Annotated in this window: 14 protein-coding genes, 1 tRNA gene and 1 other RNA gene; 10 read left to right on the forward strand and 6 right to left on the reverse strand. The window is 72.3% G+C overall.

All coding sequences use genetic code 11. The features are described from left to right. Positions 1 to 208 precede the first annotated feature (208 nt). The 6 genes from DEA06_RS16695 to DEA06_RS10140 are packed head-to-tail and all read left to right on the forward strand — an operon-like array spanning position 209 to position 5,439. Complete coding sequence (locus DEA06_RS16695; RefSeq protein WP_240606910.1) at positions 209 to 1,219, forward strand: glycosyltransferase; 1,011 nt, start codon at positions 209 to 211, stop codon at positions 1,217 to 1,219. Continuing rightward, on the forward strand, positions 1,216 to 2,334 hold the full coding sequence (locus DEA06_RS16370; RefSeq protein ID WP_165817968.1) for a glycosyltransferase: 1,119 nt from the start codon (positions 1,216 to 1,218) through the stop codon (positions 2,332 to 2,334). The genes DEA06_RS16695 and DEA06_RS16370 overlap by 4 nt, the downstream gene beginning before the upstream one ends. Next, complete coding sequence (locus DEA06_RS10125) at positions 2,331 to 3,329, forward strand: glycosyltransferase (protein ID WP_116647864.1); 999 nt, start codon at positions 2,331 to 2,333, stop codon at positions 3,327 to 3,329. The genes DEA06_RS16370 and DEA06_RS10125 overlap by 4 nt, the downstream gene beginning before the upstream one ends. Further along, the gene (locus DEA06_RS10130) at positions 3,326 to 4,120 is read left to right on the forward strand and encodes a galactosyltransferase-related protein (RefSeq protein WP_116647952.1); all 795 of its coding nucleotides are present in this window, start codon (positions 3,326 to 3,328) and stop codon (positions 4,118 to 4,120) included. The genes DEA06_RS10125 and DEA06_RS10130 overlap by 4 nt, the downstream gene beginning before the upstream one ends. Before the next feature lie 27 nt (positions 4,121 to 4,147). Continuing rightward, the gene (locus tag DEA06_RS10135; protein WP_116647865.1) at positions 4,148 to 4,774 is read left to right on the forward strand and encodes an SRPBCC family protein; all 627 of its coding nucleotides are present in this window, start codon (positions 4,148 to 4,150) and stop codon (positions 4,772 to 4,774) included. Continuing rightward, positions 4,771 to 5,439 (forward strand): DUF4166 domain-containing protein, encoded by a 669-nt coding sequence (locus tag DEA06_RS10140; protein WP_116647866.1) that lies wholly within the window; start codon positions 4,771 to 4,773, stop codon positions 5,437 to 5,439. Before DEA06_RS10135 ends, DEA06_RS10140 begins: the two co-directional genes overlap by 4 nt. Before the next feature lie 139 nt (positions 5,440 to 5,578). Here DEA06_RS10140 and DEA06_RS10145 read toward each other — a convergent pair whose 3' ends face one another. The 5 genes from DEA06_RS10145 to DEA06_RS10165 form a co-directional block, all read right to left on the reverse strand. Then, positions 5,579 to 6,085 carry a 2'-5' RNA ligase family protein gene (locus tag DEA06_RS10145; protein WP_116647867.1) on the reverse strand — a complete coding sequence of 169 codons (507 nt, stop codon included), beginning with the start codon at positions 6,083 to 6,085 and terminating at the stop codon, positions 5,579 to 5,581. Between the two features lie 204 nt (positions 6,086 to 6,289). Continuing rightward, positions 6,290 to 6,374 (reverse strand) — tRNA-Ser (locus tag DEA06_RS10150). A gap of 70 nt (positions 6,375 to 6,444) precedes the next feature. Beyond that, positions 6,445 to 8,763 (reverse strand): DUF3488 and transglutaminase-like domain-containing protein, encoded by a 2,319-nt coding sequence (locus DEA06_RS10155; protein ID WP_240606898.1) that lies wholly within the window; start codon positions 8,761 to 8,763, stop codon positions 6,445 to 6,447. Beyond that, the gene (locus DEA06_RS10160) at positions 8,750 to 10,009 is read right to left on the reverse strand and encodes a DUF58 domain-containing protein (RefSeq protein ID WP_240606899.1); all 1,260 of its coding nucleotides are present in this window, start codon (positions 10,007 to 10,009) and stop codon (positions 8,750 to 8,752) included. The genes DEA06_RS10155 and DEA06_RS10160 overlap by 14 nt, the downstream gene beginning before the upstream one ends. Further along, positions 10,006 to 11,031, reverse strand: coding sequence for a MoxR family ATPase (locus DEA06_RS10165; protein WP_116647870.1), 1,026 nt, complete (start codon positions 11,029 to 11,031; stop codon positions 10,006 to 10,008). Before DEA06_RS10165 ends, DEA06_RS10160 begins: the two co-directional genes overlap by 4 nt. Positions 11,032 to 11,144: 113 nt before the next feature. Between DEA06_RS10165 and ffs the strand changes: the two genes are divergently transcribed. Next, positions 11,145 to 11,241: signal recognition particle sRNA small type (ffs, locus tag DEA06_RS10170), an RNA gene on the forward strand. A gap of 7 nt (positions 11,242 to 11,248) precedes the next feature. Here the strand turns inward: ffs and DEA06_RS10175 are convergent. Further along, positions 11,249 to 11,950 carry an NUDIX domain-containing protein gene (locus DEA06_RS10175; protein WP_116647871.1) on the reverse strand — a complete coding sequence of 234 codons (702 nt, stop codon included), beginning with the start codon at positions 11,948 to 11,950 and terminating at the stop codon, positions 11,249 to 11,251. A 121-nt stretch (positions 11,951 to 12,071) separates the two neighbouring features. Between DEA06_RS10175 and pta the strand changes: the two genes are divergently transcribed. From pta to DEA06_RS10190, 3 genes are all read left to right on the forward strand, one after another. Further along, on the forward strand, positions 12,072 to 14,225 hold the full coding sequence (gene pta, locus DEA06_RS10180) for a phosphate acetyltransferase (RefSeq protein WP_116647872.1): 2,154 nt from the start codon (positions 12,072 to 12,074) through the stop codon (positions 14,223 to 14,225). After that, positions 14,222 to 15,496 carry an acetate kinase gene (locus DEA06_RS10185; RefSeq protein ID WP_116647873.1) on the forward strand — a complete coding sequence of 425 codons (1,275 nt, stop codon included), beginning with the start codon at positions 14,222 to 14,224 and terminating at the stop codon, positions 15,494 to 15,496. Before pta ends, DEA06_RS10185 begins: the two co-directional genes overlap by 4 nt. A gap of 74 nt (positions 15,497 to 15,570) precedes the next feature. After that, positions 15,571 to 16,308, forward strand: coding sequence for a beta-phosphoglucomutase family hydrolase (locus DEA06_RS10190; RefSeq protein ID WP_116647874.1), 738 nt, complete (start codon positions 15,571 to 15,573; stop codon positions 16,306 to 16,308). The last annotated feature ends 5 nt before the right edge of the window (positions 16,309 to 16,313 follow it).

Raw genomic sequence — 16,313 nt, forward strand, 5'->3', positions numbered from 1 at the left:
GGGGAAGTGACGCCGGACTCATAGTGAGAAACGTATATCGTCGGAGTCGTCGCCTCCCTCGCCGAGGGATCGCGTTGCGAGGACTCCGCCCGTGCGGTAGGCCGCACGCGAGAGCTTCACAGCGAGGAGGACGACCATCGGTTCCCAGGCTCAGCCGTTCGTCCGCGTCGCCGCGGTTCCCGCGCAGCATCCGTACTCCCGGGCGATCATCGATGCCGATCGTGTCGCCGTCCTCGCCGACCCGCCCCCGCCGGGCGCCGCTGCCGGCCAGTGGTGGCCGCCGCAGATCCTCGATGCCGAGTGGATCCGTCGGCACAGTGACGAGTTCGACGTGCTGCACCTGCATTTCGGCGCGGAGTCGTATACGCCCGAGCACGTGCTCGCCGCCGTCCGGGCCGCCCAGCAGGCCGGCAAGCCCGTGGTCTACACGGTGCACGACCTCGAGAACCCGCAGCTGGCCGACCAGTCGGGGCACGTCCGCATGCTCGACGCGATCATCCCTGCCGTCGACGTGCTGGTGACCCTGACACCCTCGGCGCGCGATGAGATCGCCGAGCGCTGGGGGCGCGAGGCCGTGGTCATCTCCCACCCCACGCTGCTCGAGACGGGCGCCGTGACGGGGCGCCCGCGCCACGGTCGCCGGATCGGCGTGCACCTGCGCGACCTGCGTCCGAACATCGACGCCGTCGGCGTGGTCACGACCCTGGTCCGCGCCGTGGCCGAGCTGCGCGCAGCCGGGGGCGACGTCGTCGGGATCGTCCGGCTCAACGAGAGCGTGCGCGACGAGGAGACGGCGCGCATTCTCGAACACCTCGCCGGTGACGGCGTGGAGATCGTCCGCGCCGCGCGGCTCTCCGACGACGACCTCGCCGCGGCGCTCGCCGATCTCGACGCGTGCGTGCTGCCCTACGCGCACGGCACCCACTCGGGGTGGCTCGAGCTGTGCTACGACCTTGCGGTACCCGTGATCGGGCCGCGCGGCGGACATTTCCGCGATCAGCATCCATCCGACTACACCCGGTACGACATCGGCGACCCGCTCTCTCTCGCCGCCGCGATCGAGCACGCCACGCTCCCGGCGTGGTCGGCCCCGGGCTCCACGGCCCGCATCGCCGAGGTCGCGGCGCGTGCCGTCGACCGCGCGGCGCAACGCGTCGACGTGCGAGCCGCGCACGCCGATCTGTATCGAGACCTGACGACGCACAGGTCCGCCGCGTGACGGGGCGGGCACTGCGCGTCGCCGTCATCGCGCCGTCGCGGCATCCCATCCGCCAACCGCACCCCGGAGGCCTCGAGGCGTGCGTGTGGGAGCGCGTGCGGGGTCTGCGCGCGCGGGGTCACGAGGTCACGCTCTGCGGGCCCGACGGGTCGGACTTCCTCGACGGACCACCCGAGTTCGTGCTGCCGCGTCCGCACTGGGCGAGCGACGAGGAACCCTCCGACACCGCCTACCCCCGCGGCTACCTCGAGCGGATCGACGACGCGATGGAACGGGCCATGGGCCACCTCGCGCGCCACCGCGCCCGCTTCGACGTGATCGACAATCACAGCCTCCACGGCGCCCCCATCGCGTGGCGCGACCGGGTCGGCATCCCCATGGTCACTACCCTCCACACCCCGCCGCTTCCCGACATGATCGCCGCGGCGCGGTCGACGGCGGGCGCCGAGCACCGGTTCCTCTCGGTCAGCCGGCACACCGCTCGGGAGTGGGACGCCGCCGGGGTCGAGTCCACGGTCTTCCCCAACGGCGTCGACACCGACCGGTGGACGGCAGGACCCGGTGGCGACCGCTGGGTGTGGTTCGGCCGCATCGTGCCCGAGAAGGCGCCGCACCTCGCCATCGACGCCGCCCTTCTCGCCGGCAAACGCATCGTGCTCGCCGGCCGGGTCGGGGACGCCGAGTACTTCGAGACCGAGGTGAGGCCGCGTCTGGGCTCGCAGGCCCGCTACGTCGGGGCCCTCCGCCAGAGCGCCCTCGCCCGACTCGTCGGTCGAAGTGCCGTGGCCCTCGTCACCCCGATGTGGGACGAACCGTTCGGGCTCGTCCTCGCCGAGACCCTCGCCACCGGCACACCGCTGGCCGCGTTCGACGCCGGGGGCGTGCGCGAGGTCGTCGCCGCGGCGCCCGGGGCCATGGTCGTCTCGCGCGGAGACATCGACTCGCTCGCGCTGGCGGCCGCCGAGCTCGCCGAGAGGTCGGCCCTCGAACCGGGTTTGCGGGTGCAGATCCGGGCGGCCGCCGTCGCGCAGTTCTCTCTCGAACGGCGCCACACGCAGCTCGAGGGGCTGCTCGCCTCGGTGTCCGTGGGCGCCCAGCGTCTCGAGGTCGCATGACCGCGGTCGGCTGGTACGTGCACCATCACGGGCGCGGTCACCTCACGAGGTTCGAGGCCGTGCGTCCGCACCTACCCGGTCGGGTCGTCGCGTTCTCCTCGCTCGAAGCGCCGTCCGACCTGCCGCCCGACACGCGATGGGTCGAGCTGCCCCGTGATGACGCTGCGTACGTCCGCAACGGCGAGAGCATCGATCCGCGCTCGTCCGACCCGACGGCGGGGGGTCTGCTGCACTGGGCGCCGCTCGGCCACCCGGGGCATCGGCGACGGCTCGCCGCGATCGCCGCAGCATCCATCGATCTCGACGCGTTCGTGGTCGACGTCTCGGTCGAGGTGGCGCTGTGGGTGCGGCTGCTGGGTCTTCCGACCGTCGTCGTGACGCAGCCCGGAGACCGCACGGACGGCGTGCACGCCCTCGCCTATCGCGCGGCAGATCGCATTGTCGCGCCCTGGCCCGAGGGGTCGGTGCCGTCGGTCGCCCTCGACGAGGCGCGCGACCGTGTCGCGTGGGTGGGCGGCGTCTCGCGGTTCGCCGGGCGCTCCCGCACCGTCGTGCGCGAGCCGCGGTCGGTGCTGGTGCTCGGCGCCGCGCTCGCCGGCGGGGCGCTCGAGCGCGCCCGCGCCGAGGCCACGAACGCCGGGTGGACGTTCCGCACGGTCGGAACGGATGCTGCGCAGTGGAGCGCCGACCCGTGGGACGCCCTGTGCGCGGCCGAGGTCGTCGTCAGCGCGGCCGGCCAGAACAGCGTGGCCGACCTGGCCGCCGCCGGCGCGCGCGCCGTGGTGATCGCGCAGGAGCGCCCGTTCGACGAGCAGGCGGCGACCGCGGCGGAGCTCGACCGAGCGGGGCTCGCCGTGGTGTCGCACCCGCCGGAGCCCGGCGGATTCGTCGATCTGCTCGACCGGGCCCGCGCGCTCGACCCGCGGTGGGAGCGGTGGCGCACCGACGGTGCGCCCGAGCGCGCCGCGGCCGTGATCGCCTCGGTGAGGCGATGACGACGGCGGTGCTGACCGTCGCCTCGCGGGCGAGAGCCGCGCACGTCGAGCGTCAGCGCGCGTTCCTCGCGCAGCTCGATCGCCCCGACGTGCTGCGGGTGGAGGCCTGGCTCGACCCCGACCCGCCCACCGGCGACGGCGTTCTCGTGCACGTGCCGCCGGGGGAGTTCGGGTTGCGCGTGGGCGAGGGGCGAAACGCCGCTGCCGCCGCGGCGATCGCCGCCGGCGCCGACCTGTTGATCTTCCTCGACGCCGACTGTCTGCCGGGTCCGGGCCTGATCGAGCGCTACGACGCGGTGGCTCGGGAGCCCGGCCTCTACGCCGGGCCCGTGACGTACCTCGCCGAGGGCACCGTGCCCGAGAGCCTCCGCGCCCTCGAAGTGCTGACGCGACCGCACGCGGCGCGACCGTGGCCGGCCGACGGCGAGGTGCTCCGCGCCGACCCGGCGGCCTACGACCTGTTCTGGTCGCTCTCGTTCGCCGTGTCGGCGTCGACATGGGAGGAGCTGGGCGGCTTCTCCGAGGCGTTCCAGGGTTACGGCGCTGAAGACACCGATTTCGCCTGGCGCGCGCGAGAGATGGCCGTGCCGCTGTTGTGGGTGGGTGGCGCGCACGCCTACCACCAGTGGCATCCCACCTCCGATCCGCCCTGGCAGCACCTCGACGACATCCTCCGCAACGGTGCCGTCTTCGCCCACCGATGGGGTCGCTGGCCGATGAGCGGCTGGCTGGAGAAGTTCGAGCAGGCCGGCGCGATCACCCGCGACGGGGAGGGCTGGCGCCGCGTCTGACGCGTGGTCGCGGGCTACGCTCGAGACGTGGGGCGCTCCGGGATCTACGTCGAGACGACGATCCGGGCACCGATGGAGACCGTGTGGTCGCTGTCGCAGGACGCCGCGGCCCACCCCCGCTGGGACGTACGGTTCTCGCGGATCGTGCCCGTCCCCGGTGACGACGGACCGACCCACTTCACGTACGAACGGGGCGTGGTGGTCCACACCGTGCGCGGCACCGGCGTGAGCATCGGCGAGACCGAGCGCCCCGACGGCTCACGCACCTCGGCCCTGCGGTTCTCGACCGAAGATCGGCTCTCACCCATCCGCGAGGGGCGCGGGTACTGGCGCTACGTCCCGACCGCAGACGGGGTGCGGTTCGTGACCGGATACGACTACGACCCGGGGTGGGGGCGGGTGCTGGACGCCCTCGTGCGCCCGGCCCTCGGCTGGGCCACGGCGTGGAGTTTCGACCGCCTCCGCATCTGGGCCGAACGCGACGAGCCGCCCGAGCGGTGGCCGCTGCGCAGCATCCTGTGGTTCTGGCGTCCCGACCGTCCGCGGGCGGCCCGCTGCCGTCGCGCGCCGGCGGGCGGTCGTCGCCGCGGCGACCAGCTGACGGATGCGCCCCCGACGCTCGACGACCTGCCCGCGCCGAGGCGGCGACGGTGACCTCGATCTTCGAGACCGCCCTGGGCGCCGACTTCCAGCGGCTCCACCCCATGCTGCAGCGACGGTTCGGCGTCGGTCTCGAGACCGGCGAGGCGTGCGTCGGACGCGGGGTGATGGATCACATCCGTCGTGGTCCGTGGTGGACCGTGCCTTTCCTGCAGATCGGGCGACTGCGCAACATCCTCATCCCCGATACCGGTGTCGCGGTGCCGTTCGTCATCGAGAACTACCCGTACCTCGACCCGTTCGGCCGTGAGACGGTCACCTTCGTGCGCGAGTACGCGGTCGGCGAGCGCGTGAGCCGCTTCGACGCGACCATGATCCTCGACGACGGCCGCATCATCGACTATCTGGGCACCCACCAGCACCTCGCGGTCGACCTCGATCTGTCGGTCGACGACGACGGCTCGCTCGTGCTCCGCTCCGAGGCCCAGCGGTTCTACGAGGGGCCGATCGCCTTCCGCTTCCCGATGCTCTTCAGCGGACGCGCGCGCCTGCGCGAGACCTATGACGACGTCGCCGGGGTGTTCCGCATCGACCTCGAGGTGCACAACGATCGCCTCGGCTTCCTCTTCGGATACCGCGGCTCCTTCGCCTGCGAGTGGGTGGCCGCCTCCGACGCGCCGGAACGACTCAAGCCCCGCCGTCACGAGCACCGCACCTGAGCGGCGTCCCGCCCCGGCGAGGCGGCGACATCGGTTCAGAACGCAGGAGGAACGGCGTCGATCTGCGCCCGACCCGGCTCTCTTGCCGCATCCTTCCTGGATTCTGAACGCAGGCGGCGTGCGAAGTGCCGTGGCCGCCTCACCGCAGGTCGGTGACGGTGGCGGAGGCGGCGTCCCATCGCCGGAGCGACAGCCCGAGTCCGACGTGGGGGCCGCCGAGCAGGGCGAGCGCCTGGGCAAGGGTGTCGAGCCGCAGTCGGCGCGCGAGGGTGACGTGCGGGGTCCAGTCGCCGGGCGCGGTGTGCGCCGCATCTGCTCCCGGTCCGGCGGCGGCGTGGACGGCGGCGTGGAGGGCGACGAGCTCGGCGCTCGGCGCGACCCGCCACGCGAGGACTCCGCGGTCGCCGTGGCCGAAGACGACCGGTTCGGCGAGGGTTACGGGGACGGGCAGCCGGGCGATGGCGTCGTGGAAGGCGAACGTCACGAGCTCGGGGCGCACGAGCAGCGTGACGTGAGGGCGGTTCGTGGGGGAGTGGTACGCGCCGAGGCTCGACATGCCCGCCGCAGCAAGACCGTGCCAGTCGGCGCGCACCCGCGCCTCGGTGTCGGGGTCGAGGAGAAGCTCGATGCTGACGACGTCGCTCATGTCTCCAGCGACAGTACCGTCGCCCGCCGCTGCCCCGGCCGGCCTGAGTCGAGGGCAATCGGCCCGCGCGCGGGCAAACGGCGCCTGATTGCCCGCGCCCGGGCCGAAAGCCCGCGTCTCGGGAACGCTGCCCGCCAGGAACAGCCGCAGGCCCGATACAGAGAAGAAGACGCCGCCCCTGACGGGACGACGTCTTCTCTGCGGCGGAGGATAGGGGATTCGAACCCCTGAGAGCTTTCACTCAACACGCTTTCCAAGCGTGCGCCATAGGCCACTAGGCGAATCCTCCATGGCCTCGAAGGGCCGACGAACATCCTACCCCGGGTGCGGCACCGACCCGTGCCCGGCCCGGCGGATGCTCAGGCCGTCGTCTCTCGCGGGGGCCGCGTCCTCCCGCTCGCGAAGGCGCTGCCGGGCCGGATCACGAGCGAGCGTGGCAGCACTCGCGCCACGAATCGGCGGAGGGGCGAGGCGGCGCCGAGCAGGCTCGCGCGGGTCGACTCGACCGCATCCGCCCAGTGCGCGCCGTCGGCCGTGCGGTGATCGCCGGCGTAGCTCACGCGTTCGATGGCGCCGACCAGCGTCGCCACCGCCGCGGCATCTGCGCCGTCGTCGACGAGGCGGGCGCCGAACACGCGCGGCGATTCCGACGCGGGCGCCGGGATGCCCAGGTCGATCGCGAGCTCCTGCACCGATCCCCACGCGGCGGTCGCCTCGCCGCGTCCCGCGGCCGACAGCAGCCTCCGGCGCCGCACCTCGCGCGTCACGCCGGGCGCCGCCAGCACGAGCAGCAGGGCGAGCGACGCCGCGAGGGGCCAGAGGGCGACGGATGCGGCGGAGCCGCCCCGCCCCGCCGACGTGCCGTCCTGATCGTCGAGGGGGTCGAGACCGGCCGAGGAGGTCGGCGTCGGAGTGGCCGTCGGCACCGGTGCACTGGGCGCCGTCGTCGGGATCGAACCGGGTGCCCCGGTCGTGCCGGAGGCGAAGTTCGTCGGGCTTCCGAGGCTGTTGGTCGGCTCGAAGGCAATCCAGCCGATCCCCTCGAAGTGCACCTCCGGCCAGGCGTGCAGCTGGGTGCTCTCGACCGAGTAGACGGTCTCGCCGTCGTCCTGGGTTCCCGCGCTCGTGCCCGGAAGGTAGCCGACGACGATGCGCGAAGGCATGCCGAGGGTGCGCGCCATCACAGCGAATGCCGAGGCGAAGTGCACGCAGTAGCCCCTGCGGGCATCGAGGAAGTCGGCGATCGCGTCGACTCCCGTGCCGTCGAAGCCGTCCGAGACGGGGGCGTCGAGCGAGTACCCGAACAGCGGACCGCGGAACCACGACTGCAGCGCGACGAGGGCGTCGTAGTCGCTGCGGGTGTCGGCGGTGACCTCCTGGGCGGCCTCGGCGATCACCGACGGGATCTCGTCGGGAAGGTCGTAGAGCGTCAGGTCGCCGGCGCCGCCGGCCGACCGCGCGCGGATCTGCTCGAGGGTCGGCCGCGGAAGCGACGCCGAGACGTCGTAGGACTGCCCCTGCACCGACCCCGACGGCGTGTCCACCGTGCGGTTGTCGGTCTGGATCGACCATTCGCCGTCGAGTCCCGATACGTCCGTCGCCGGATACGACACCGGCGCCCACCGGCTGTTGAGGTTCACGATGTCGACCGTCGTCGACGAATCGACGATCTCGATCCCCTCGTCGACGGTGACGGCCGCGAGATCGGATGCGGCGTCATCGAGCCCGACGGCATCGCCCCCGTCGGGCTGCCAGACGGCGCCGTCGAACTCCGACAGCGTCGCCACCCGCAGGTAGGGAGCTCGCGCCTCGGTCGTGCTCAGTTGCAGCACCTCGACCGCACCCGGCTGACGCAGGTCGTCGCCGAGCTCGAGGGTGGGGTCGATCGTGGCGCCGCCGATGTTGCCGCCCGATCCGCCCGCGCGGGCGACGGGCGAGGGGAGGAGGGGCGCCGCGACCATCGCGACGATCACGGCGACCGCACCGATACCGAGGGCCGCGCCCGGCGCCACCGGCGATCGGCGGGCCGCAGCGGCGGTTGCGGGCGCGGCGGCGATCGCGGCCGCCCGTTGCCGCGCGCGCGTGTCGACGGCGAGGAGGAAGAGGATGCTGCCGGCGAGGAAGACGAACGCGATGATGTCGACGTCGCCGGGCACGGCGATCGACGGGATGATCGAGACGGCGATGACGCCCACGGCGGCCAGGAGCGGCATGCGGGCGGTCACCACGACGTGATCGAGGGCGACCGCGAGCAGGCCGATCGAGGCGACGATGAGGAACGACAGCGCAGCTCCCGCTTCGAGGGGAGCGGCTCCGAGGGTCACGTCGTCGACGGCCGTGCGCACCAGCACGTTCACGAGGGAGATCGTCTCGGGGGTCGGCACGACGCCGAGCAAGCCCGTGCCGCGGCCGAAGACCGCCGTGACGACGGCCAGCCACACCACGAGTTCGACGATGCTGACCACGACCGCCGGCAGGCGCAGGCGCCGCAGCGCGAAGCCGACGCCCAGGACGATGCCGATGAGGCCGACGCCCCCGGCGACCCATGCCCCCGGGTCGACGACCCGCAGCAGCGGCATCATGGCGGCCGCGAGCGCGAGCCACAACCCGAGGGCGAGCGCGAGGTCGACCGTCGCCGGCCGCGGTGCGGCGGGCGGGCGCCGCTCAGGCCCCGACACGCGTCGCCCCCCGCTGCATCGCCGTCTCCCAGGCGTCGCCGAGCTCGGCTTCCGAGAACGCCGCCCCCGTGTGCCAGCCGCGGTCGTGCAGGCGCGCCAGCGCATCGGACGACGGGGAGGCGGCGATCACCACCGGCATCGACGAGTGGTGCGCGAGAGGCGCGAGGGACAGGGCGTCCTCGACGCGGAGGCGACCCGTGACGACGATCACCGGACCCGTCTGGTGGCCCGCGAACATTCCCGCGGTGCGCGCGATGCCGTCACCGCGCCGGGCGGTGAGGGTCGCGAACTGCGTCGCCAGAGCGTCGATCTCGTGCAGATCCCCACCGGGCACGGGTTCGGCGAGGGCGGCGCCGTCGGTGTCGAGCACCTCGACCGTGTAGCCGTCGCGCACCAGCCGGGCGATGATCGAGACGGCGGCGGCCACCGCGGTCTCGAACGCGTCGTCGGCGCCCGGGGCCCGGAGGGCCTCGGGACTCCACTGAGCGGCGCTTCGGTCGAGGATCACGGTGGCCTCGGGGCTCGTCTCCTCCTCCTCCTGCCGCACCATGAGGGTGTCGCGGTGAGCAGTGGCACGCCAGTGGATGCGTCGCATCGAATCGCCGGGGGCGTACGGCCGGGCGACGAGGTTGTCGGCGCCCTGCCCCAGCTGGGTGCTGGCGGTCTCACGGGTGCCGCCCGTCTCGCCCGACGACCCCCGGAAGAACGGGAGATCGACCACGCGCGGCGCGACGGTGACCTGCGTCTTCCCGCCCAGCCGCAGGCGCCGCCGCGCGAGACCGAACGGGTCGGTGACGGTGAGCCCGAACGGGCCGAGGGGATGGATGCCGCGCACTCGCCCCTCGACGGTGTAGCGCAGCTCGACGGCGCGCTCGCCGCCGCGCATGGCCGACCCGACCGCGGGGAAGACGCCGCGGGCGCGGGCGACGAGGCCCGCCGGCACCGTGTCGTCCCAGGTGCCGGGCGAGGTCGGCAGGGCGTTGCGCACGGCGATGCGCACGGTCACCGTGCTCTCGCGCCCCACGGTGGCGACCTCGGGGGAGAGCGAGCGCGAGACCGCGTCGATGCGGCGCGTGAACCAGAGTGAGACCACGCTGAGAACCAGCACCGCCACGAGCAGCGCGGCGAAGTAGACGAGTTCGATGAGCCCGGCCTCGTGTGCGACGACGAAGCCCACGACGGAGAGCGCGAGCGCGCCGGTCCCTCGCAGCGTGAGCGGCCAGACCCGCCGCACGAACCCCCTCATGTCCGGACGGCGAGGGGCACCCGGACGCTCGCGGCGACCTGGGCGAGGACGGCGGCGACCGCTTCCGCGCCGGATCGTCCGCCGGCCGCCGCGCGGGTGGGGATGAGGCGGTGGGCGAAGACGGGGGCCAGCAGCGCGGTGAGGTCATCGGGGATGACGAACCCGCGCCCGTCGAGGGCGGCCCGCACCTTGGCGGCGCGGATCAGCTGCAGCGTGGCCCGCGGGCTCGCGCCCAGGCGAAGATCGGGGTGGGTGCGGGTGGCGTGGGCGAGGGCCACCGTGTATTCCTCGAGCGAGGGGGCGACGTGCACGGCGCGCGCCCACGCGATGAGGTCGCGCACGCGTGACGCGGTGACCACCGGCTCGACGCTCTCGAGGGGGTTGATCGTGTCGCGCTGGCGCAGCATGAGCGCTTCGGCCGCAGCATCCGGATACCCCATCGAGATGCGCATCATGAAGCGGTCCCGCTGCGCCTCGGGAAGGGCGTACGTGCCCTCCATCTCGAGCGGGTTCTGCGTCGCGACGACGAGGAACGGATCGGGCAGCACGTGGGTGCTGCCGTCGACGGTGACCTGGTGCTCCTCCATCGCCTCGAGGAGGGCCGACTGCGTCTTGGGCGAGGAGCGGTTGATCTCGTCGGCGATGACGATGTTGGCGAACACCGCCCCGCGCTTGAACTCGAACTCGCGCGCGACGGGGTTGAACACTGAGACCCCGGTGATGTCGCCCGGGAGGAGGTCGGGGGTGAATTGGATGCGGTGCACACTCGCATCGACGGAGGCCGCCAGGGCGCGGGCGAGCACGGTCTTGCCGACGCCCGGCACGTCTTCGATGAGGAGGTGCCCCTCGGCGAGCAGGGTGATCAGCGCCGTGCGGACGGCTTCGGGCTTGCCGTCGATCACCCGCTCGACAGACCGCGTGATCCCGCCGGTGAGGGCTTCGAACGAATCGGCCGTGATCGGCTGGCCGTCCGACTCCTCACGCGTGATTCGGCGTCGAGTGGCCGAGACGGTCTGATCCATGCGTCTTCCCCCGGGTGCGGACGGCGGGGCCGTTCCCACCGTTACGCAAGCGTAACCTCTGGCCGCGGGCCGGGGCCGGGAGGTGCCTGTGTGCGAAGTCGGTTAGACTCGTCGTCGGCTCTCCGCGTGGCGGCATCCAGGCCAACTCCCCCAGGACGGAAACGTAGCAAGGGTAACCAGGCTCTACCGGGTGCGCGGAGAGTCTTTTCTTTGCCCGTCAGCCGGTCGTCGAGCCCGTCGGCGCGTGCGTCCGGAACGGGCCGTCGAGCACCGCCCACTGCAACAGCATGATCGTCTTCGCGTCCTGGATGCGGCCGTCGCGGATGCGGGCGAGGGCCTCGTCGATGTCGAGCTCGATCAGTTCGATGTCCTCGCCCTCCTCGACGAGGCCCCCGCGGTCGCCGTCGCGCGATCCGCCGTCGTAGGCCGCCGCGTAGAAGTGCAGCCGCTCGGTGACCGAGCCCGGGCTCATGTAGACGTCGAAGACGTGCGCGATCTCCCCGATCGCGACCCCCGTCTCCTCCTCCGCCTCGCGCCGTATCGCCGTCTCGGGATCGTCGTCGTCGAGGAGTCCGGCGGCGGTCTCCACCAGCATCCCGTCGGGGTGGTCGTTGACGTAGACGGGATAGCGGAACTGCCGGGTCAGCAGAACAGTGCGCCGCTCGGCGTCGTACAGCAGCACGGTCGCGCCGTTGCCGCGGTCGTAGGTTTCGCGCTGCTGGGTCGTCCATTCGCCGTCGGAGTCCTGGTAGTCCAGCGTCGTCTTGCGCAGCACGTGCCAGCTCGACGCCAGCAGCTCGACGTCGCGCACGCGCACCCGGGGGTTGCGGTCGAGGTCGAGCCCCGTGCGGTGCAGGCCCGTGCGCCCGCGCGCGTCGGGAACGTCGGCGCCGGGGCGTACTGAGGAATCCGTGCTCACGAGGTGCTCCCGTCCGGCCCGCCGTTGCGATCGTGCGTGCGCCGTCTCACGCTACCGAGTGTTCTCACGAGGTCGAGAGATCCCCAGGTTCGCGCGGCCTGTCGCCGCCTACGCTGGAGTCGTGGCGCAGAGCATCTACATCACCTCGGCCGAAGGACACTCCGGCAAGTCCAGCGTCGCGCTGGGCGTGCTCGACGCGCTCAGCCGCGCGACTCCGCGGGTGGGGGTGTTCCGGCCGATCGCGAGATCGACCGTCGAGCGCGACTACGTGCTCGAGATGCTGCTGGCCCACGACGGCGTCGACCTCGACTACGACGAGTGCGTCGGCGTCACCTACGACGACGTGCGCGCGGATGCCGACGCCGCTCTCGCTCGCATCGTCGAGCGCTACAAGGCCGTCGAGGCGCAGTGCGACGCGGTCGTCATCATCGGCTCGGACTTCACCGATGTCGGCAGCCCGGCAGAGCTCGCCTACAACGCGCGGATCGCGGCGAACCTCGGGGCGCCCGTGCTCCTGGTCGTCGGCGGGCGCGCGCATCAGGGGCTCAGCGAGCACCTCGGCGCGAGCCTTCCCCGCACACCCGACGAGATGGGGCAGATCGCCTCGCTCGCGCTCGTCGAGGTCGTGCACGAGCGGGCCGAGATCTTCGCGGTGATCGCCAACCGCGTCGACCCCGAGGCGCTGGACGAGACCATCGCCGCCGTGAAGGCCGTCGCCGACGCTCAGCCGTTGCGCACCGCCGCGTCCGCAACGGGGATCCCCGTGTGGGCACTCCCCGAAGACCGGTTCCTGATCGCCCCGTCGGTGCGCGGCGTGCTGCGTTCCGTCGACGGCGAGCTGCTCAAGGGCGACCCCGAACTCCTCACCCGCGAGGTGCTGGGCGTCGTCGTGGCGGGCATGTCGATGGTGAACGTGCTGCCGCGCCTGACCGAGTCGGCGATCGTGGTCATCCCCGCCGATCGCACCGAGGTGGTGCTCGCCACCCTGCTCGCGAACGCGTCGGGCACGTTCCCCTCGCTCGCCGGAATCGTCCTGAACGGCGGGTTCGCCCTCCCCGAGACGATCGACACGCTCATCGACGGGCTCGGCTCGTCTCTTCCGATCATCGCCACCGACCTCGGAACGTACGAGACCGCGGTGCGCATCATGAACACGCGCGGCCGGCTGGCGGCCGACTCGCAGCGGCGCTACGACACCGCGCTCGCGATCTTCGAGAAGCACGTCGACATCTCGGAGCTGACCCGCACGCTCGGGGTCGCGCGGCCGTCGGTCGTCACCCCGCTGATGTTCGAGTACGCACTGGTCGAGCGCGCGCGCTCCGACAGGCGGCGCATCGTGCTGCCGGAGGGCGACGACGACCGCGTGCTGCGTGCCGCGGCGACGGTGCTCGCGCGGGGCATCGCGGATCTCACGATCTTGGGCGAGGAGATCGAGGTGCGCAACCGCGCGATCGAGCTCGGGATCGACATCCGCGACGCGGAGGTGCTGAGCCCCTTCGACGCGGTGCACGTCGCGAAGTTCGCCACCGAGTACGAGCGCCTGCGCGCCCACAAGGGCGTGACGTATTCGCAGGCGGCCGACACGGTGACCGATGCGTCGTACTTCGGCACGTTGATGGTGCATCTGGGCATGGCCGACGGAATGGTCTCGGGTGCGGCGCACACCACGGCGCACACGATCCGGCCCGCGTTCGAGATCATCAAGACCCGACCCGGCGTCTCGGTCGTCTCGAGCGTCTTCCTCATGGCGCTCGCCGACCGCGTGCTGGTGTACGGCGACTGCGCGGTGATCCCCGATCCGACGAGCGAGCAACTCGCCGACATCGCGATCTCGTCGGCCGCGACCGCCGAGCAGTTCGGCATCGAGCCTCGCGTGGCCATGCTGTCGTACTCGACGGGGGAGTCGGGCACCGGCGCCGACGTCGAGAAGGTGCGCGCGGCGACCTCGCTCGTCCGCGACCGCGCCCCCGAGCTGCTCGTCGAAGGCCCCATCCAGTACGACGCGGCCGCCGACGCCGCCGTGGCGAAGGCCAAGATGCCCGATTCCGACGTCGCAGGACGCGCGACGGTGTTCGTCTTCCCCGACCTCAACACCGGCAACAACACCTATAAGGCGGTGCAGCGCTCGGCCGGTGCCGTGGCGATCGGCCCGATCCTCCAGGGGCTGAACAAGCCGATCAACGACCTCTCGCGCGGCGCTCTCGTCGACGACATCGTCAACACGATCGCGATCACCGCCATCCAGGCCCAGAGCGAGAAGGGGGATGCTGCGTGAGCGCGGTCCTCGTCGTCAACAGCGGTTCCTCCTCGCTGAAGTACCAGCTGCTCGATGCCGACACCGAGGAGGTGCTCGCCTCCGGTCTGATCGAACGCATCGGCTCGTCGACGGGCGCGGGCGGCGATCAGGGCATCGCCACGCACACGGTGACCTCCGCCGCGTTCCGTCGTGCCGATTCGGCACTCGCCGACGGCCCGGCGGCGGCGCCGACGGTGCTCGACGCCACATCGACGATCGAGCGCGCGATCCCCGACCACTCCGCCGCGTTCGAGGTCATGCTCGACGCCTTCGCCGAGTACGGACCCACCCTCGACGAGTACCCGCCGGTCGCGGTGGGGCACCGGGTCGTGCACGGCGGAGCCCGCTTCTTCGAGCCGACCCTCATCACACCCCTCGTCGAGATCAACATCGACGAGCTCTCGGTGCTCGCACCACTGCACAACCCCGCGAATCTCGCGGGCATCCGTGCCGCTCGGAAGGCGTTCCCCGACGTCCCGCACGTCGCCGTCTTCGACACCGCCTTCCACCAGACCCTCGCCCCGGCCGCCTACACCTACGCCATCGACGCCGCACTGGCCGAGGCGCACCGCATCCGGCGCTACGGGTTCCACGGCACCTCGCACAAATTCGTCAGCGAAGCCGCCGCCGCCTTCCTCGACCGCCCGCTCGGTGAGCTGAAGCAGATCGTGTTCCACCTCGGCAACGGCGCCTCCGCGACCGCGATCGACGGGGGCCGCTCGGTCGACACGTCGATGGGCCTGACCCCGCTCGAGGGACTCGTGATGGGCACGCGGTCGGGCGACCTCGATCCGGCCGTTCTCTTCCACCTCGCCCGCCGTGCCGATATGTCCACGGGTGACCTCGACGACCTCCTGAACAAGAGGTCGGGCATGCTCGGCCTCGCCGGGGTCAGCGACATGCGCGACATCCAGGCGGGGGTCGCGCGGGGCGAGGGCGCCGCCACGCTGGCATGGAACGTCTACATCCATCGCCTGCGCGCCTACGCCGGCGCGTACCTCGCCCAGCTCGGGGGTGTCGACGTCATCTCGTTCACCGCCGGGGTCGGCGAGAACGCGCCCGATGTGCGCGCCGGGGCCCTGGCGACCCTGGGGTTCGCCGGGATCGAGATCGACCACGAACGCAACGCGGCCCGCAGCCGCGGCATCCGCGTCATCTCCACCGATGCGTCGCGCGTGACGGTGCTGGTCGTCCCCACGAATGAGGAGCTCGAGATCGCCCGTCAGACCCTGGACGTGGCCCGCACCTGACCGCTTGCCTCGGGCCGCTACGCTGTACGCACGGCACGACGGAGAGCCGCCGCATCCGTTCCCCAGGAGGTCCCGTGCCCGACGAGCTTTCCGCGCTGCCCGACCTCGCCGCGTACGAGGCGGTGCTGTTCGACCTCGACGGCGTGCTGACGCCGACCGCCGAGGTGCACATGCACGCGTGGCGGGTGATGTTCGAGAAGCTCTTCGCCGACTGGAACATCTCGCGGCCCTACACCGACGCCGATTACTTCGAGCACCTCGACGGCAAGCGCCGCTATGACGGGGTTGCGAGCCTGCTGCGCAGTCGCGACGTCGAGGTGCCGTGGGGCGAGCCGAGCGACCCGTCCTCGGCCGACACCGTGAGCGGCATCGGCAACCGCAAGAACGACGTCTTCCGCGAGGTGCTCGAGAACGACGGCATCGCCCCCTACCCGGGCTCGCTCGCTCTCGTCGAGCAGTTGCGCGCCGCCGGGGTTCCCGTCGCGGTGGTGTCGAGTTCGAAGAACGCCGAGGACGTCCTGACCGCCGCCGGCATCCGCGACCTCTTCCCCGTCGTGATGGACGGTCTGATCGCCGAGCGCGACGACCTCGCCTCCAAGCCCGCCCCCGACGTCTTCCTCGAGGCGGCACGGATGCTGGGGGTCGACCCCGCCCGCTCCGCCGCCGTCGAGGACGCCATCAGCGGCGTGCAGTCCGCAGCATCCGGGGGCTTCGCCCTCGTGGTCGGCGTCGACCGCGGCACCGGCGCCGAGGCGCTCCGCGAGGCCGGGGCGACCGTCGTCGTCGACGATCTCGCCGCCTTCGTAGACTGACCCAC

The sequence above is a fragment of the Microbacterium sp. Gd 4-13 genome, from assembly GCF_003095395.1.
Taxonomy (GTDB): Bacteria; Actinomycetota; Actinomycetes; order Actinomycetales; family Microbacteriaceae; genus Microbacterium.